The 17,622-nt window shown below is 34.3% G+C and carries 17 protein-coding genes; 8 read left to right on the forward strand and 9 right to left on the reverse strand.

Translation table 11 applies throughout. The features are described 5' to 3' along the window. Positions 1-369: 369 nt before the first annotated feature. From DK441_RS19410 to trxB, 5 genes are all read left to right on the forward strand, one after another. Complete coding sequence (locus DK441_RS19410; protein ID WP_160112186.1) at positions 370-2,031, forward strand: cadherin domain-containing protein; 1,662 nt, start codon at positions 370-372, stop codon at positions 2,029-2,031. 9 nt (positions 2,032-2,040) lie between these two features. After that, positions 2,041-3,957, forward strand: coding sequence for an NHL repeat-containing protein (locus DK441_RS19415; RefSeq protein ID WP_109852152.1), 1,917 nt, complete (start codon positions 2,041-2,043; stop codon positions 3,955-3,957). 71 nt (positions 3,958-4,028) lie between these two features. Beyond that, the gene (locus DK441_RS19420) at positions 4,029-5,690 is read left to right on the forward strand and encodes a cadherin domain-containing protein (RefSeq protein WP_109852153.1); all 1,662 of its coding nucleotides are present in this window, start codon (positions 4,029-4,031) and stop codon (positions 5,688-5,690) included. A gap of 100 nt (positions 5,691-5,790) precedes the next feature. Then, positions 5,791-6,804 carry a hypothetical protein gene (locus DK441_RS19425; RefSeq protein ID WP_109852154.1) on the forward strand — a complete coding sequence of 338 codons (1,014 nt, stop codon included), beginning with the start codon at positions 5,791-5,793 and terminating at the stop codon, positions 6,802-6,804. A 330-nt stretch (positions 6,805-7,134) separates the two neighbouring features. Next, positions 7,135-8,103 carry a thioredoxin-disulfide reductase gene (gene trxB, locus DK441_RS19430; protein ID WP_109852155.1) on the forward strand — a complete coding sequence of 323 codons (969 nt, stop codon included), beginning with the start codon at positions 7,135-7,137 and terminating at the stop codon, positions 8,101-8,103. 52 nt (positions 8,104-8,155) lie between these two features. On the opposite strand, the gene DK441_RS19435 is transcribed toward trxB, so the two are convergent. The 7 genes from DK441_RS19435 to DK441_RS19465 form a co-directional block, all read right to left on the reverse strand. Further along, positions 8,156-9,013, reverse strand: a complete 858-nt coding sequence (locus DK441_RS19435) for a GIN domain-containing protein (RefSeq protein WP_109852156.1) — start codon at positions 9,011-9,013, stop codon at positions 8,156-8,158. Positions 9,014-9,240: 227 nt separating this feature from the next. Beyond that, the gene (locus tag DK441_RS19440) at positions 9,241-10,008 is read right to left on the reverse strand and encodes a hypothetical protein (protein ID WP_109852157.1); all 768 of its coding nucleotides are present in this window, start codon (positions 10,006-10,008) and stop codon (positions 9,241-9,243) included. A 256-nt stretch (positions 10,009-10,264) separates the two neighbouring features. Next, positions 10,265-10,984, reverse strand: coding sequence for a head GIN domain-containing protein (locus DK441_RS19445; protein WP_074407850.1), 720 nt, complete (start codon positions 10,982-10,984; stop codon positions 10,265-10,267). Between the two features lie 63 nt (positions 10,985-11,047). Then, positions 11,048-12,799 (reverse strand): PspC domain-containing protein, encoded by a 1,752-nt coding sequence (locus tag DK441_RS19450; RefSeq protein WP_109852158.1) that lies wholly within the window; start codon positions 12,797-12,799, stop codon positions 11,048-11,050. Position 12,800: 1 nt separating this feature from the next. After that, positions 12,801-13,136 carry a PadR family transcriptional regulator gene (locus DK441_RS19455; RefSeq protein ID WP_025664659.1) on the reverse strand — a complete coding sequence of 112 codons (336 nt, stop codon included), beginning with the start codon at positions 13,134-13,136 and terminating at the stop codon, positions 12,801-12,803. 66 nt (positions 13,137-13,202) lie between these two features. Then, positions 13,203-13,736 (reverse strand): hypothetical protein, encoded by a 534-nt coding sequence (locus DK441_RS19460; RefSeq protein ID WP_109852159.1) that lies wholly within the window; start codon positions 13,734-13,736, stop codon positions 13,203-13,205. Between the two features lie 4 nt (positions 13,737-13,740). After that, a complete protein-coding gene (locus DK441_RS19465) occupies positions 13,741-14,193 on the reverse strand; it encodes a DUF4870 domain-containing protein (RefSeq protein WP_109852160.1) in 453 nt (150 codons plus the stop codon). Positions 14,194-14,346: 153 nt separating this feature from the next. Here DK441_RS19465 and DK441_RS19470 point away from each other — a divergent pair, with 153 nt between their 5' ends. From DK441_RS19470 to DK441_RS19480, 3 genes are all read left to right on the forward strand, one after another. Next, positions 14,347-14,808 (forward strand): DUF4442 domain-containing protein, encoded by a 462-nt coding sequence (locus DK441_RS19470; protein ID WP_109852161.1) that lies wholly within the window; start codon positions 14,347-14,349, stop codon positions 14,806-14,808. Between the two features lie 102 nt (positions 14,809-14,910). Further along, positions 14,911-15,711 (forward strand): TIGR00266 family protein, encoded by an 801-nt coding sequence (locus DK441_RS19475; RefSeq protein WP_109852162.1) that lies wholly within the window; start codon positions 14,911-14,913, stop codon positions 15,709-15,711. Between the two features lie 135 nt (positions 15,712-15,846). Beyond that, the gene (locus tag DK441_RS19480; protein ID WP_025664664.1) at positions 15,847-16,044 is read left to right on the forward strand and encodes a hypothetical protein; all 198 of its coding nucleotides are present in this window, start codon (positions 15,847-15,849) and stop codon (positions 16,042-16,044) included. 15 nt (positions 16,045-16,059) lie between these two features. On the opposite strand, the gene DK441_RS19485 is transcribed toward DK441_RS19480, so the two are convergent. Together DK441_RS19485 and DK441_RS19490 are read right to left on the reverse strand one after the other, a co-directional pair. Continuing rightward, entirely contained in the window at positions 16,060-17,010 is a 951-nt protein-coding gene (locus DK441_RS19485) for a LysR family transcriptional regulator (protein ID WP_109852163.1), read from the reverse strand. 180 nt (positions 17,011-17,190) lie between these two features. Then, positions 17,191-17,613: a DUF2141 domain-containing protein gene (locus DK441_RS19490; protein WP_109852164.1), complete on the reverse strand. Its 423-nt coding sequence runs from the start codon at positions 17,611-17,613 to the stop codon at positions 17,191-17,193. Between the last annotated feature and the right edge of the window lie 9 nt (positions 17,614-17,622).

Below are 17,622 nucleotides of genomic sequence, written 5' to 3' on the forward strand. Positions count from 1 at the left end.
TTTTACATCTCATGTTATCAGTAGATTACCTCGTTTTACAATAGATTATTTCCATTCACAAACTCAAATAGCGTTTCACAAACTCATTTGTTTGCTTCTGCATAGTTGTCTGTATTCTTGCCAATGATTAGTAATTCAAAAAATTAAAATATGGTAAAACAACTACTCCTATTTAAATATTTATATCAGAATGTATTGCATTTTTCTAAACCAAAACATAGCTATATCGCTGTTTTAGTAATTGGTAACTATCTAGAAACAAAACATTCTTAAAAAACAATTAGAAGGAATCCCTTCCTTTTCTAACACTCTCAAGTATACATCGAAAACAAAAATCAAAAAAAGTAACCCATAATGAGAAACTGTACTATGAAAACAATTAAACTACTTTTACTTTTTGGAGCAATACTGGCACTATCATGTAGTAAAGATGATGATGCTACACCACCAGTTAATAAAGCGCCAGAGATCAAGGCGCAATCCTTTACCGTATCAGAATCAGCGACAGATACAGATGTATTTGGTACCGTAAAAGCAACCGATACAGACAAAGATGCATTAAGCTATAGTATTACCGCAAACAGTGATGATCTATTCGAGATCACAAAAGCAGGAGCACTAAGTTTGGTAGCAGGAAAAACATTAGATTTTGAAACTAAAACTACACATGAAATCACTGTAGAAGTAACTGATGGTAAAGCCAAAGCATCTGCAAAAATAACAATTACCGTGACAGATGTAAACGAAAATCAATCACCAGTAATTGATGATCAAACATTTACAGTAGCCGAAGATGTTACAAATTCTGTTATTGATGTCGTAACAGCAACAGATCCAGAAGGAGATACATTAACCTATAGAATTAAAGATAATGATGATAACCTATTTGATGTTGCAGGAGATGGGATACTAAGTCTTGCTCCTAATAAAGTTTTGGATTACGAATCAAGGACTAACTATGCAATTACGATAACAGTTTCTGATGGAAATGGAGGAGAAAGTTCGGCTAGAATATATATTAATATAACCGATGTTTTAGAGTCTGGGGATGAAGCATTTAGAGTTCGTACTCTAGCAGGTAATGGCACGTTTGGTTTTACAAACGGTACAGGTACATCAGCACAGTTTTCAACTCCAATAGGAGTAGATATAGATAGTAATGGTAATATCTATGTAGCAGATCGAAACAATAATGTTATTCGCAAAATTACTCCGGCAGGGGTAGTGAGCACTTTTGCAGGAAGTACTTTTGGATACGCAGATGGCACGGGTACTGCTGCAAAGTTTCATGCTCCATATGGTATTGCTATAGATGCAAATGATAACATATATGTAGGAGATTATATAAATCATCGCATTCGTAAAATTACTCCAGCAGGTGTGGTGACTACACTTGCAGGTTCTGGTGTTGTAGGTTCTGCTGATGGTACGGGTACAGCTGCACAGTTTAATGAGCCTTATGGACTAGATGTAGATAGTAATGGTAATGTTTATGTAGCAGACTATGGAAATAATCGTATTCGTAAAATTACTCCCGCTGGTGTAGTGACTACCCTTGCAGGAAGCTCTAGCGGCTTTGCAGATGGCACAGGTACCGCAGCCATGTTTAAAGCTCCACATGATGTTGCAGTAGATAATAATGATAACGTATATGTAACAGATGGTTTTAATCACCGTATTCGTAAAATCACTCCGGCAGGTGTAGTTACTACGTTTGCAGGAACTAATCAAGGTTTTGCAGACGGTACAGGTACGCAAGCGAGATTTAATACTCCAGAAGGTATAGCTATTGATAATTCAGGAAATCTATATGTAACCGATAGAAGTAATCACTGTATCCGTAAGATTACATCTACTGGTGTTGTAAGTATTCTTGCTGGATCGAATGATTTTGGTTTTGTAAATGGTACCGGAGCAACAGCGCGATTCAGACAACCCGCAGGGATTACAGTAAATGCATCCGGAGTTTTTTATGTAACAGATGAATCAAATCACAGTGTTCGTAAAATAGAACCTTTTTCAAATAATTAAAAACAGAGTATGAAAACAATAAAACTACTGTTGCTTTTTGTAGCAATATTGGCACTATCATGTAGCAAAGATGATGAGGCAACAACTCCTGTAGAGCCTCCCAAAAATATCGCTCCAGAAATTAAAGCACAATCCTTTAACGTATCAGAAACTGCAGCCAATACAGATGTATTTGGTATGGTAAGAGCTACCGATGCAGACAAAGATGAGTTAAGTTATAGTATTACTGCAAATAGCGATGACTTATTTGAAATTACTAAAGCAGGAGCACTAAGCCTGGTAGCAGGAAAAACATTGGATTTTGAAACCAAAACTACTCATGAAATTACGGTAGAAGTAACCGATGGTAAAGCCAAAGCATCTGCAAAAATAACGATTACTGTTATTGATGTAGACGAAAACATGCCACCGGTAATTGCGGCACAAAGTTTTACCATTGCAGAGAATAGCTCTTTTAATACAATTGTAGGTAGTGTAGTGGCTAGTGATCCTGATAATGATAACCTTACATATACCATGACTAATCTTGCAGGTGCTGTAGCCGAATTTGAAATGACGGGCAATGAGATCAAACTAAAATCAGGATTCTTGGATTATGAAACGCTTACCAGTCATACCGCAACAGTTACAGTAAACGATGGTACATTTACAACATCTGCGCAGGTTACTATTACAGTTACAAATGTAAATGAAGCGCCTGTTTTTGGGAATAGCTCTACTACATTTACTGCTGCCGAAAATATAGCAGAAACTGTTGTTATAGGTACTTTGAGTGCAACAGATCCAGAGGCTGATGCGGTTAGCTATAGGTTGGCTAATAATGTACACAGTGATAATTTTGAAATTGATGTGAATACTGGTGAAATAAGCCTAAAATCCAGAGGGAGTTTAGATTTTGAAACCAGAACAAGTTACTCGTTTCAAGCTCATGTAAGTGACGGAACGTTAAGCGCGACCCCCGTTACAGTAACCATAAATATTACTAACGTTTCTGATGTAAATGTAGGGAGCATTTTAGCTCTTAATAAACTGCAAACGGGAATAGTGGTAGATGCTTCGGGAAATATATATGTAGCAGACACTAGAAAACACCGTATTCTTAAATATCTTTCTTCTGGAGGAACTACGACTATTGCAGGATCAGGAGTTGCCGGGTTTGCAGATGGTAGCGGTATAACCGCTCAGTTTGATAACCCTAATGGTTTGACAATAGATACAGCAGGAAACATTTATGTTGCTGATACTGGTAATCATCGAATTAGAAAAATTACTCCTACCGGAGTAGTATCTACTATTGCAGGGTCGGGTATTAGCGGTTTTGTAAATGGTACAGGTACCGCGGCTCAGTTTGATTCTCCGTATGGGATAGATGTGCATGCAAATGGTGATCTATATGTAGCAGATACAGGCAATCATAGTATTCGACATATTACTCCTGCCGGTGTAGTATCTACGTATGCAGGTACTGGTATCAGTGGTTTGATTAATGGGAACACTACCACAGCCCAGTTTAATGAACCTATTGATGTAGTTATTGGTCTATCCACAAACCTATATATAGCAGATGCTTCGAATCATGTAATTCGCCAGATTACCGATACGGGATCAGTGCTCACTCTTGCAGGGTCTTCACAGGGGTATGCAGATGGTGCTGGTGCGACAGCGCAGTTTAGTTCTCCGTATGGAGTTACCCGAGATACCAGCGGTAATATATATGTAGCAGATAAAGATAATCATCGTATTCGTAAAATTACTCCAGCAGGAGTCGTGTCTACCTATGCGGGTTCTGGTACTATAGACTTTGCCAATGGTAATGCTAATGTTGCTCAATTTAATGAGCCGATTAATCTGTGTATAGATGGTTCGGGAACTATTTATGTCACCGATTATCAAAATGATTATATCCGAAAAATATTTGTTCAATAAATAATAACACAAATAGGGTTTACTGTAAAAGTTTTACAGTAAACCCTATTCAACTTAAATAAGATGATATTATGAAAACTATAAAACTACTGTTGCTATGTACAGCAATAATACTACTATCGTGTAGTAAAGATGATGACCCTGCTATTACACCGGTTAATAATGCCCCAGAGATCAAAGCACAATCTTTTAATGCTTCAGAGTCGGTAACAGATACAGATGTATTAGGTACTGTAGAAGCTACCGATGCAGATAAAGAGGAGTTAAGCTATAGCATTACTGCAAATAGTGATGGTTTATTCGAGATCACTAAAACAGGAGCACTAAGCCTAGTAGCTGGAAAAGCACTAGATTTTGAAACGAAAACTACGCATGAAATTACTGTTGAGGTAACCGATGGAAAGGCCAAAGCAGCTGCAAAAATAACGATTACTGTTGTTGATGTAGATGAAAATATGCCACCTGTTATTGCAGATCAAACATTTAGTGTGGCAGAAAATATAAATGGAACAGATGTAATAGGTACTATTGTAGCAACTGATCCAGATGGCGATAATTTGACTTATACACTTACTAACCCAGATAATCCTACAACGGCATTTATTATTGAAGATGATAAGATAAAACTATCCCAAGGAGAGTCGTTAGATTTTGAAACTACAACTAGTCATGTTGTAACCATTACCGCAAGTGATGGAACACTTACAGCATCTGCACAGATTACTATTAATGTTACTGATGTAGTAGAAACAAGTACCGTAACAGTGAGTACTTTTGCTGGGAGCTTTTCTGGGTATGTAGATGCTACAGGTACCGCGGCAAGATTTGCTCTTCCTTCGGGGTGTGCAATAGATAGTCATGGTAATCTCTTTGTCGCAGATGTATCTAATCAACGTATTCGTAAAATTACCCCAGCAGGAGTCGTTACTACCTTTGCAGGGAGTACTTTTGGATATGCCGATGGTACAGGTGCTGCAGCAAAATTTAATGCTCCATATGATATTGCTATAGATGCAAATGATAACCTTTATATTGCAGATTCTAATAATAATCGTATTCGCAAAATTACTCCGGCTGGAGTAGTAACCACGCTTGCAGGTTCTGGGATATCCGGTTCAGCAAATGGTACAGGTACAGCAGCAAGATTTAATGGCCCTAGAGGGGTTGCAGTTGACGCTTCAGGAAATGTCTATGTTTCAGACTATGGTAATCATCGTATTCGTAAAGTTACTCCAACGGGAGTAGTAACAAATCTTGCAGGAGGGTCTCCAGGTTTTGCAGATGGTACAGGACTTAATGCAAGGTTTAATCACCCATCTGGATTAACAGTAAACAGTAACGGAGATATATACGTATGTGATAATGCTAATCATCGCGTTCGTAAAATTACTCCAGCAGGAACAGTAGCTACTATTGTAGGGAATGGTACCGCAGGTTTTCTTGATAATACAGGTACTTCTGCAAGATTTAGCTACCCTAGAGATATCACCGTAGATGCCAATGATAATTTGTATGTGACAGATTTTGGTAATCGTAGAGTTCGTAAAATTACTCCTGCTAAAGTAGTTACTACTATTGCAGGTAATGGATCTACAGGTTCTACAGATGGTGATGGGACAGTTGCAACATTTAATTCAGCATATGGGATCGCTTCTGCCGGTTCAGGAATTTTTTATGTAACCGATAATGGAAGTAGCCGTATTCGTAAAATTGTTATTTCTAATAATCGTTAAAAATAGATGAATCAAGCACCATCTCAAGTTCTAAGATTTGGGATGGTGTTACTATGTTACCTATAATTTTTAATACAGTAATTACTATAAAAAAACTAAAATGAAAAAAATCACAATCTTAGGATTATGCATATTATTTTTTAGCTATAACCTAAATGCGCAAGGAGAGATAAAACATCAAACCCAACAATTAGAATCTATACAGGCAGGAAATTATACCGCGTATTTAACACAGCAAAGCAGTAGTGGTACCTATGAAGGAGGCTTGGATGTATTGCTATATAAAATTACCAATTTTAAAGAGTATACAGTTCAACCTGGTGTTCATAAGGAGGTATATATGTTGTTCGGAGAAGATCCTGATCGTCCTGATGATCATAAAGAAACCATGTTTTTACCAGATAATGAAGCATTTCCGATAACCTATGTTCAAAAAGTTTATGAAGGAAGCCCGGCAATGCAAAAAGAGATAGGATATTCTCCTAGAATTAATAGACTGTCTGATGGAAATCGAATAGTTTTTATTGATGGTAAAATCTTTATGATTGAAGATTGGGTTGATAAGGATAATTATGAGCTTAAAGCTGTATTAGAGTATCAAGCTAAAAAAATGGGAGGATTAAAAAAGATGAAGGAAGTGATGAAATCTCCTAAAAAAATGAAGGCAATGCAACCTCATAAAACCCTTCAGGAATATTTGGATAATGCATATAATAAACAACAAGAAGTATATGCAAAATGGATACAGACTCCTAAAAATGCAGCACTTATTGAAAATATAGATCAGATTAGAAAATTTATAATAGGAGCGATTAATAAGCAAAGAGATGACTGGTATAATTCTGTAGAGTATAAGCGTATTAAAGAAAGAAATGCATCTGCAAGACAAAGCAGTCTCGAAAGCGAAGTGACTATTAGCAATAATACAGGAAAGGACATTTATATTTATGCAGAAGGCTCTAGCAATGGATCACGAGTTTCAGCAAATGGAAGAGGTACTTTTAATTGTAAGAAAAACCAATACTATAGTTTTGATGGGAATTCATCTGCAAGTAACGGGACTTTGATTGTTACAGCAAATCAAAGTTGTGGTACAACGGTAAATGTAAATTAAAGATAACTGTAATGGTTTTTATAATTGATAATCCTACCCTGATTTGAATTTGTTTTTAGAAGATAAAACTTTTTCTAGAGCGATTGAAATGGATAACCAGAGGCAGACGTAATAATCGTCTGCCTCTTTGTTGTTTATAATGAAAATATTTATGCTTTTTATGTTGATATAATAATGTAAAAGTAATAGTTGTAATTGGTAACTGTAATAAATTCAATATATATAGTATATAGATATAAGATGTCTATATAGATATAACAATTCTTAATAACTTTACTGTAAGGTTTATGATCAAATTGCTACTTTTACATCATATAAAATGATGAGAATATGTCTGATACAATAGAAAGAATAAAGTGTCTTATTATAGGTTCGGGTCCTGCAGGATATACTGCAGCAATATATGCAGCAAGAGCAGATCTTAAACCCATTATGTACACCGGTATGGAACCAGGTGGGCAATTAACAACTACAACAGAAGTAGATAATTTCCCCGGATACCCAGAAGGAATAGATGGGCCAACAATGATGGTACAATTACAACAACAAGCAGAGCGTTTTGGTACAGAAGTACGTATTGGGATGGTAACTGCTGTTGATTTTAGTAAAGAAGTTGGAGGAATCCATAAAGTAACTGTAGATAACTCAACGCAAATTGAAGCAGAAACCGTTATTATCTCTACGGGAGCTACGGCAAAATACCTGGGACTACCTAGTGAACAAAAATTACGTGGCGGTGGAGTATCGGCATGTGCGGTATGCGATGGGTTCTTTTACAAAGGGCAAGATGTAGCAATTGTAGGAGCAGGGGATACTGCTGCAGAAGAAGCTACCTATCTGGCTAATATATGTTCTAATGTAACGATGTTGGTTCGTAAAGATCACATGAGAGCTTCTAAAGCAATGCAACATCGAGTAAATAACACATCCAATATTAAGGTGATGTATAATACCGAAGTTGATGAGGTATTAGGAGATCAGGTGGTAGAAGGATTACGAATGGTAAATAATCAGACAGGTAATAAAGAAGAGATCGAGATTACTGGTTTGTTTATAGCTATTGGTCATAAACCAAATACTGATATCTTTAAAGGACAATTGGATATGGATGACACAGGGTATTTGATTACCGAAGGTAAATCTACAAAGACAAATATCCCGGGAGTATTTGCCTCAGGAGATGTTCAGGATAAAGAGTACAGACAAGCTGTTACTGCTGCAGGAACAGGATGTATGGCAGCATTAGATGCAGAGCGATATCTGGCAACAGTAGAAACAAATAATGAAGTTTCAGCTTAAGCCGAAAAAAATATAGCATTAAAAAAACATCTCGCTTAGCGAGATGTTTTTTTTAATTTAACCTAAACCTACTAGGAACATAATCTATATTTTTTTTATACAAAATAGCTTCATTGGCAAAGGTGTTCATAATTACCTTTGGTTCACCAAGTAAGTAAATTTCAGTTTTATCCTTAGCTTCAATACTAATTTCTTCATTAGTTAAAATATAACAATCACTGGCACCTTCTGCGATTAGTGTAGTCTTGGCAACACTTAATTTTTCACCATAAAAATCAGTGTCATTATCTGCTCTAACCAGCATTGATTTTGCTTCCCCTTCAAGTTTAGCATATCCTTTTTGGTATAAATCTACTTTAAGACTATCGGTTGTAAGAATTCCTTTTACTTCTGAATTTTCATTTATTTGATAAGTAACTTCTCGAGCAGTAACATGTAACTCTACTACCGATTTTCCATTGGTTATGCAATCTACTTGATTGGCATCTGCGGTAAGAAATACTTCGGCATTATCATTTGCATTTACGATCAGTTTAGTAGTGTTTATAGGGGACAATGATTTAATATTTACCTTGTCATATAGTATAATTTTCTTTAATTCTGAAGCATAAGAAATATCAAGATTTAATGCTTTTGCACGTCGCATATCCCGATCAGACTTGATTGTTAAAATACTATCTACAACTTCTACTTGTATAACTTCTTGCAGATTACTATCTGCTTCGATCTTTACTTGATTATCACTACTTTCATCTAGTGTAACTTCGAAGCCTTCATAAATTTCAATGGTATGGAAGTCTTCAACGTCTAGTTGTTCTGTACTAACAATTTTATTGCCTTTAATTTTTTCTTTTTGTCCATAGGTGTTTCCCAATACCAGAAGTGCCAATACTAACAATAGTGCTCTCATATTTGTGTGAAATTTATATACTAATAAACAGTTTTTTTTGCCTTTAAGTATAGTTCTGTATAAAACTTGTTACAAATATAAATAGAGAATTGGTTTAAATTATTTCAGATTAAAAAATAATAGAGCGTCATTCTTTGGTATTATATGTTTATGAAATATTTTGTTATTACTAAAAAAGGTTGCTATATAGCAACCTTTTAAAATATCTGATTTTTTACCCGAAGTAATTAATTATGAACATCGGTATACCCTTTCCAATGTTCTCCAAAAGGAGCGGCGCGATATGAACCTCTTCTTTTTCCAAAGGTACTTGATGCTCCTTTTACTGCCCACCATCCCGGTTGTATAGTATGTTCTTTGTGTTTATGCTTATTTTTACCCCAGGTAAGGTGGGCGGTTACAGCCCCATTACTATTATGAAAAACCGATGTATACATTTGTATATATTTCCATGTAGCAGAGGATTGATAACGTCTACTGGTCTTTTGACTATTATAACATTGTTCTGCACCTGGAAAATTATGACAGAAGGCTTTGGTCTCTAAATTAGGATTTGTAGTCATTAACTTTGTAGGGAATTTTGTAATAGAAAAAACCGAGTGATCTAATTTTTCTACTACTGGTCTATCGCTTGATAGTTTTGCTTTTTCATCAGCATTAGCAAAATCTATTAGTGCTTTAGGGACAGGAGTACCTTCGGGAGTAAGAGATAAGTATACCTTGAGCATAGAGTTATTTTTAAAATCAATAAACATCTTGGTGTCATTAGGACCAGATTCTAAAGTAGCGATATATGGGTCTGATTCTTCATATCCTTTACTCATGGTTAAACTAATTCCGTTAGAGAAATTGAAGGTTGCCAAATCAATTTCTTCAATTTCTGAGATTTCATTTGTTATAGTATCCTCTTGGATATCCATATCTTCTTGACAGGAAACAATAACAAGTGTGAAACATACAATAAGTATGATTTTTGTAACATTTAAATGCTTCATTTTTGTGATTTTTAAGTTTGTTAATATTGGAAGCAAACTTAATACTGTCAAATTATGAAGTGTCCTGATTTTTTGAAAATCAAAAAATCAGGACACTTTCTTGTATTTTTATACTCTATAAGAAGAGAGGAAGTATTTTTAACTAGATTTAAAAGAAACAGAGGGCATAAAAAAACTGCCTGAAAAGCATTGGTTGGTTAGTGTTGCTTTCTCAGACAGCTTAGTTTTGGTTGATTATTGATTGGGTTGTTAGCTCTTAATGGCCTCTAACATCTCCGCCAGAGTTATCTGTTTCAGATACTTTTTCTGGATTTCCGTAGTAAACAACATCTGCACCACTTGTTGCTTTCCCGGTAAACTCATTTTTTGCATGAATTTTAATAGAAGCACCACTTGTTGCTTTTGCTTCGGATACTAAACTTAACAAATCTTCTGCGCGAATATCTGCACCACTGGTAGCATTTGCTTTATGATTGTTTACTTTTCCGGTTAAATTCATCATGGCTCCACTGGTAACAGAAGTCGTTATTGTTTCTGCTTTTACTTTTAATTTAATGTCTGCACCACTAGTAGCACTAAGATCAAGTTCTTTTTGAACTACAGGTTCACTAGAAGAGACACTCGCACCACTATTAACATGAACTTTATTGATCTTGTCATAAGACACAAATACATTTTTTTCGTCAGCAAAGTATATGTTTTCATCAGAAGTAACGTATAGCGTATTGCCTTCTACATATACTTCGATATGATCGTGTAAGTTTTTATTGGCTTCTACGATTACTTTTTGATCAGAATCGTCTACAAGAATAACATCTAAACCTCTACTTGCTTTTATTGCGTTAAAGTCTTCGTTGATGGTTCTTTCTTTTCTAATTACTTCTCCCTGGCCTTTAACCCCGTTAAAGACAACATTACAAGAGCAGCATAAAGCTGATAAGCAAAAGGTTATGATAATTTTGGCTAGTGTGGTCATAATTGTTTGTTTTGATATGTTTAACTGTTCGTTTTTTGATTAGTCTGCCAGAAGCAGATTGATTTAATTTTCGGTTTTTATTTCTATTCCGTTCTCGTCTATTTTTACTTTTACGGGTTCATTATTTAATTCTACCCCATCTTCTCCTATTTTTAGTTTAAAGTCTTTATCTTCAGAATTTATATTTATGTTTACTCCATCATCATCATTCCATTCGTTATATTCCCAATCGTTCTCGTTTTCTGGGCATTCTTCACATTCGAATTTTCCATCAACTAATTTGATATATTCTCCTTCTTTACCATCAATAGAGATATAATCATCATATTTCCATGAGTTATTAAATCCAGAAGTGTTATCATTTGCATATACAGTAATTCCTTCTGGTAATGTTAGAGTTACTTTTATTTCCTGATCTCTGTATTTGTTGGCATAATCAGTAATTGCGTATCCGTCTAATAAGAGTGTATTGCCATGTACTTCATACCCATATTTGAGTTCTTCGGCTCTTTTAGAAGCTTCTTCATACGATCTTCCTTCTGCATTTTTTTCTATAGTAATTCGTACTGTCGAATCTCTTTTAGAAGCTTTTAAATATACTTCTATATCCTGGATAACGATTACTCGATTTCCTTGGTCATCTCTTTTTATTTTATAATCATTTCTATGATATAGATGTTTGGTATATCTGTTATTTCCTTCCATTTTTATGGTTAGCGTATCGTTGCTTGTGATAGGAAGTACTTTTTGTTCCATAATCACTTCTGCGTCATATGCTTCGAGTGTAGCTTGTCTAACTCCAAGAATTCCTAATCCGATAAGAGAAAATATCCATACACCCAATAAACCTAATTTGGCTGGTGTTCCGATAGATTTTAGGTTTTTTATCAGAATTTTTAGGCCAAGAATGAACAGGAAGAAAAAAGGTATTCCTACGGCAAAAAATGTTACTAATGATACTAACCATAGTGGAACTTCGGGATGACTGCCTACTTCAATATATTCTACCCAGGGAGCATCCATAAATCCAAATGTTCCTATCGTAAACAGACCAACAAATAAACTAATAAGAGTAACTCCGGCCACTATAATAAGAATCACACCTATAAATTTCACAAAAATCTTTAAGAAGAATAGTAATACATCACCTAAAGCTTCAAAAAAAGTAGTAGAACTGCTTTTTACTTTGCTGCTATATTTTTGATAATCTACATTTTTTACAGTATCGGCTACACCATCAAATCCTTCTTTAATTTTCTTTTCTATGTTACTAATATTAACGGCTTCACCTTTCATTGCCAAAAAATCAGCTGTTGTTTTTGCTTCTGGTACAAAAATCCAAAATGCGATATAGATTAGAACAAATGCTCCACTAGAAAAAATAGTAAACAATACCCAGGCTAATCTAATCCAAATTGGTTCAATCCCCAGATAGTGACTTAAGCCAGAGCTTACTCCTCCAACATAAGAGCTTGTAGTATCTCTAAATAACTGTCTTGATGTTTTCGTTTTTTGATATGATGTGTTTGGTTCATCCTCAAAGATTTCTTCATCTAATCTATAATCTTCTGGTTGCCCCATTACAGCAATTACTTCTTCTACTTCTTTGTTTCCGATAACCTGTCGTTCATCCTTTATTTTTTCACTGAACAATTCTGCTATTCTGGCTTCTATATCAGATATAATCTCATCTCTCCCTTGCGAATCGGTAAATGAGCGTTTTATAGCGCTGAGATAGCGTTGCAGTTTTAAGTAAGCGTTTTCGTCTATATGAAAAAATATGCCTGCTAAATTTATATTAACTGTCTTATTCATTTTACTTCTTTTTTTGTTTGGTTACCAGATTTACAGCATTCCGTAATTCGTCCCAAGTGGTATTTAATTCGCTAAGAAACAATTTTCCTGTTTCTGTGAGTCCGTAATATTTTCGTGGTGGCCCCGATGTAGATTCTTCCCAGCGATAACTCAGTAATCCAGCGTTTTTGAGTCTAGTTAATAGGGGATATATCGTGCCTTCTACCACAAGCATCTTTGCGTCTTTAAGGGTCTCTAAAATTTCAGCTACATAGGCATCATCGTCCTTAAGGATAGAAAGTATGCAATATTCCAGAACACCTTTGCGCATTTGCGCTTTTGTGTTTTCGATCTTCATAAAACTAATTTTTAAAAGTTAAACTGTTCATTTTTTGATTGATGTTTGGTATTTGATGATTGATGATTATTTTAAAAAATATTGATCAGATAGTACTACACCGGTAATAAAAACAGAGGTTAAAATATAATTGATTAGGTTAAATTTTAAACTATATCCCTGTTCTTTTGACGTTTTTATAACAAGAAAAAATAAAGTAAAACATACAATTAACGGTAATATCCATTGCCCAAGTCCAAGCCATTGGCTTATTCTAGCTTCATCATTAGGGTTAAAAATTGATACAATCATGGCCATTAACCTGAATGAAAATGCAAAGAATAAAAATGGATACCAATATGTGTTTTTTGTATTTCTGATCACATAAAAAAACACAAATGCTGTTAGTATAGTAAAAATAGGTCCTGCTGCGCTTACCAAATATTCGTGCCATACCGATGTATATTCTCCTTCTGCTAAGAAAGCCGAATTAAGTGTCATCTTCATTGGATATCCTAATAACTTTCCTGTAAGTAAATGTGCCAATTCATGAAAAAAGAAGGACAACAGAACAGCAAGAGCGGTTATCAAAATATATTTTATGTTAATTGTTTGTTTCATTATATTATTTTATAAATCGTATAGATAATGGGTATCTGTAACTTTCGCCTTTATTCGCTTTTAAAGCGGCAGTGATAACAAAAATTATTTCCAGAAAAAAACCGATTAGTGCTATAATTCCAATAAATGATGCTCCTATAAGAGTTCTAAATCCTCCTGCATCAGAAAAGTTGATTGATATATCATTAAAATGAAACAAATCTGTAATTGTAGCATCTCCAAAGACATGAAAAATGAAAAATGGAAAAGAAAATATTCCTAATATTACAGTATATAATAGAATACTTAATTGAAAATTGATGGCTTCCTTACCATGATCATCTATAAAATCTGACTTATCCTTATTGGTAGACCATAATAATATTGGAACTATGTAATTTCCAAAAGGAATAAAGTATTTTGAGAACGCACCTAGATGCATAAACGTTGCGATATTTTTGTGATTTTTGATTGACATTGTAAAAGTATATAATAGTTTCTTATGCAAATATATGGTTAAAAAAAGGTATTATGCAAAACATAGTACCATATTTTAACATAAATTTAAGATTTAAGACCCTTTTCTTGACTATTTCTTTTGCCTATATTGTGAGAACTAAAAATAAAACTCATGGATATTACTCCTAGAAAACTTAATGCATTCTTACTATTTAAGTTACCCTCTGCCTGGTTATGTGGTGTAAGGGTTAAAAATATAGATAGAATAAGCTGTACTGTTAGTGTAAAACATCGATGGATAAACCAAAACCCTTTTAAATCTATGTTTTGGGCAGTGCAAGGAATGGCGGCAGAATTAACTACTGGGGCCTTGGTAACAGGATATATAAGAGACAGTGGAAAAAAGATATCAATGCTGGTGGCAAGCAATAATGCAACATATACCAAAAAGGCTGTTGGTAGAATTACTTTTGTGTGTACCGAAGGAGATTTGGTAGCTGATGCCATTAGAAAAACTATTGAAACCGGTGAAGGACAAACGGTATGGATGAAATCAATAGGAACTAATCAAGATGGGATTGAAGTTTCTACATTTAATTTTGAATGGACAGTTAAAGTGAAGAATGAAAAGTAAAATAGTATAGCGAAAAAAATAAGTAGACTGTAACACTTTATGAAATTCGTTTACTTATAAAGAAACTATTCATTAATCAATATATTATAAACATTAAAAAATATGACAGCACACGAAATCGACTACGAAATTATTGGTGAAGAAATGCAATATGTAGAGATAGAGTTAGATCCACAAGAAGGGGTGATTGCAGAAGCAGGAAGTTTTATGATGATGGATGATGGCATAAAGATGGACACGATTTTTGGTGATGGTTCTGCAAAAGATACTGGAGTTCTGGGCAAAATATTTGGAGCTGGTAAACGATTACTAACAGGGGAAAGCTTGTTTATGACCGCTTTTTATAATCAGGTAGGAGGAAAGAAGAAGGTAAGTTTTGCCTCTCCATACCCGGGAAAGATTATACCTGTAGATCTAACTAATTATGGAGGAAAATTTATTTGTCAAAAAGATGCGTTTTTATGTGCGGCCAAAGGAGTTTCTGTAGGAATAGAGTTTTCCAGAAAATTAGGTAGAGGACTATTTGGTGGCGAAGGTTTTATTATGCAAAAATTAGAGGGTGATGGTATGGCCTTTGTTCATGCAGGTGGGACTACATCTAGAAAAGAACTACAGTCTGGCGAAAAACTAAAAGTAGATACAGGTTGTATTATTGGATTTTCTAAGGGAATACAATATGATATAGAATTTGTAGGAGGGATTAAGAATACTATTTTTGGAGGAGAAGGATTGTTTTTTGCTACATTAACTGGTCCTGGAGTTGTGTATATACAATCTTTACCATTTAGCAGACTTGCTAATAGAGTATTAGCATTGGCCCCCAGAGGGGGAGGGAAAAGTAAAGGCGAAGGTAGTATTCTAGGTGGTTTGGGAGATCTTTTAGATGGCGATAACAGTTTTTAACAGTGTTAAATAAGCGCTAAAAGACTGTTTTTTTAGTTTTATTTACATATATTAGCTAGAACAACTTTAAAAACTATAAGATTATTCCTACAATTACTTGTTTAAACCTAACATTTTTTAAACCCCTATTAATTTATGGCTAGAGCAATGTTTGATTACACAAAAACTGTGCTTAAAAAAGTAAGTTTTGATGTTAATCTTTTTACTAAGGAAGTTTTAAAAGCACTAAACAGACTACTTCCTCACGAGATTGAAGAATTAAAAATCTGGATTCAATCATTAACAGTGAAACAACCAGAATTACAATCTTGTTTAATCTATTTAAAATCATAAAAAAAAAGCGACTTTCTAGTCGCTTTTTATTTTTGCCATAGGGCTAATGATTTTTACGTTTTGAAAAGTAATAGCTCCTTTTACAACACCAGCAATAGTAGAATGCAAAGCATCAATAATTTGCATTTTTAGTTCACTTTTATTAAAAATTAAACTTACTTCTCTTGCAGGAGAAGGCTCGTTAAAGTAATGAAGATTACTTTTTTCACCATTCTTTATATCTAAAGTATGTAAATAGGGTAGAAGTGTCATTCCCAGACCTTCGTTAGCCAGCTTTATAAGAGTCTCAAAACTACCGCTTTCTAACTGAAAATGATCTTCTTCATAACTTTTCTTAGTCTTACAGAGGTTAACAATTCCATCTCTAAAACAATGACCGTCCTCAAGAAGAAGCATATCATCGATATCAAGGTCAGTAATATCAATTTTTTTCTTCTGATTAAGTCTATGAGTAGAAGGAATATATCCTACAAATGGTTCGTAGTATAAAACACGTTCTTTTATGTTTTCGTTTTCTAAAGGAGTTGCTGCAATAGCAGCATCCAGATGACCATCGAGAAGGCGTTCAATTATAGCTTCTGTATGCAACTCCTCTATTTTTAATTTTACCTTTGGATATTTTTTTATAAAATTGTTTAAAAACATAGGTAAAAGAGTAGGCATTACAGTAGGAATAACCCCTAATTTGAATTCACCACCAATGAAGCCTTTTTGTTGATCTACAATATCCTGAATTCGTTCACTTTCATTTACAATATTTTTTGCTTGTTGAACAAGCTTGTTGCCAACTTCTGTAAGTTCTATAGGTTTTTTACTACGATCAAAGATGAGAATATCTAACTCTTCTTCAAGCTTTTGAATTTGCATACTTAGTGTAGGTTGAGTCACAAAAGTTTTTTCTGCAGCCTTCGTAAAGTTTTTGTGTTCTGCTACCGCTAAAACATATTTTAATTGTGTAATGGTCATGGTCTGTGTTTTGGGGAACAAAAATATAAAAGCTATTGATATTATTTATTAAATAATTATTAAAAATTTGTTTTATCTATTGTGTTTAGAATGAAAAAAGGAACTACCTATAAAATGCAGTTCCTTTTTTGGTTTACCAGTTGGTCAGATGTTGATTGATTGATGAATATAGATTTTTAATTACATTCTGATTTCTAGTTCCAGGTTTTCTGAGTTTACTTCGAATTTGGCTTCACCCCATAATGGCGGACCATAACTCATGTTGTTATTAGACACACCATAATCTTCTTTTGGCATTCCACCAGGTTCAAAATCCATTCGATTATTTCCATTTATATCATGAAAACATGTAATGGCAAATACTCCTTCGGGAACATTAGAAAAAGTAATTTTTGCTACACCATCTACAATTGTACTTTTTTCACCTTTGATTGGGGCAGCTTTCATAAAAGTATTTTCATCATAAAGCCCAAAAATAACTTCTCCTTCAGAACTTGTTATATTGGGAACGGTTACTGTAATGGTTACTCCTTCTGTATTATCTTGAGCATGAAGAAGAAAGCTAGAAACTAAAAGGGCGGCTAATAATGCTAGAGTTTTCATATAATAAAG

This window comes from Aquimarina sp. AU58 (genome assembly GCF_900312745.1).
GTDB classification, from domain to species: Bacteria; Bacteroidota; Bacteroidia; order Flavobacteriales; family Flavobacteriaceae; genus Aquimarina; species Aquimarina spinulae.

What these genes read in the sequence shown, in the direction of transcription:
- DK441_RS19440 (WP_109852157.1), bottom strand. Translation starts at nt 10,008, where the DNA reads ATGAAGCATTTAAATGTTACAAAAATCATACTTATTGTATGTTTCACA.
- DK441_RS19445 (WP_074407850.1), bottom strand. Translation starts at nt 10,984, where the DNA reads ATGACCACACTAGCCAAAATTATCATAACCTTTTGCTTATCAGCTTTA.
- DK441_RS19460 (WP_109852159.1), bottom strand. Translation starts at nt 13,736, where the DNA reads ATGAAACAAACAATTAACATAAAATATATTTTGATAACCGCTCTTGCT.
- DK441_RS19470 (WP_109852161.1), top strand. Translation starts at nt 14,347, where the DNA reads ATGGATATTACTCCTAGAAAACTTAATGCATTCTTACTATTTAAGTTA.
- DK441_RS19435 (WP_109852156.1), bottom strand. Translation starts at nt 9,013, where the DNA reads ATGAGAGCACTATTGTTAGTATTGGCACTTCTGGTATTGGGAAACACC.
- DK441_RS19425 (WP_109852154.1), top strand. Translation starts at nt 5,791, where the DNA reads ATGAAAAAAATCACAATCTTAGGATTATGCATATTATTTTTTAGCTAT.
- DK441_RS19420 (WP_109852153.1), top strand. Translation starts at nt 4,029, where the DNA reads ATGAAAACTATAAAACTACTGTTGCTATGTACAGCAATAATACTACTA.
- trxB (WP_109852155.1), top strand. Translation starts at nt 7,135, where the DNA reads ATGTCTGATACAATAGAAAGAATAAAGTGTCTTATTATAGGTTCGGGT.
- DK441_RS19465 (WP_109852160.1), bottom strand. Translation starts at nt 14,193, where the DNA reads ATGTCAATCAAAAATCACAAAAATATCGCAACGTTTATGCATCTAGGT.
- DK441_RS19490 (WP_109852164.1), bottom strand. Translation starts at nt 17,613, where the DNA reads ATGAAAACTCTAGCATTATTAGCCGCCCTTTTAGTTTCTAGCTTTCTT.
- DK441_RS19475 (WP_109852162.1), top strand. Translation starts at nt 14,911, where the DNA reads ATGACAGCACACGAAATCGACTACGAAATTATTGGTGAAGAAATGCAA.
- DK441_RS19450 (WP_109852158.1), bottom strand. Translation starts at nt 12,799, where the DNA reads ATGAATAAGACAGTTAATATAAATTTAGCAGGCATATTTTTTCATATA.
- DK441_RS19485 (WP_109852163.1), bottom strand. Translation starts at nt 17,010, where the DNA reads ATGACCATTACACAATTAAAATATGTTTTAGCGGTAGCAGAACACAAA.
- DK441_RS19480 (WP_025664664.1), top strand. Translation starts at nt 15,847, where the DNA reads ATGGCTAGAGCAATGTTTGATTACACAAAAACTGTGCTTAAAAAAGTA.
- DK441_RS19455 (WP_025664659.1), bottom strand. Translation starts at nt 13,136, where the DNA reads ATGAAGATCGAAAACACAAAAGCGCAAATGCGCAAAGGTGTTCTGGAA.
- DK441_RS19415 (WP_109852152.1), top strand. Translation starts at nt 2,041, where the DNA reads ATGAAAACAATAAAACTACTGTTGCTTTTTGTAGCAATATTGGCACTA.
- DK441_RS19410 (WP_160112186.1), top strand. Translation starts at nt 370, where the DNA reads ATGAAAACAATTAAACTACTTTTACTTTTTGGAGCAATACTGGCACTA.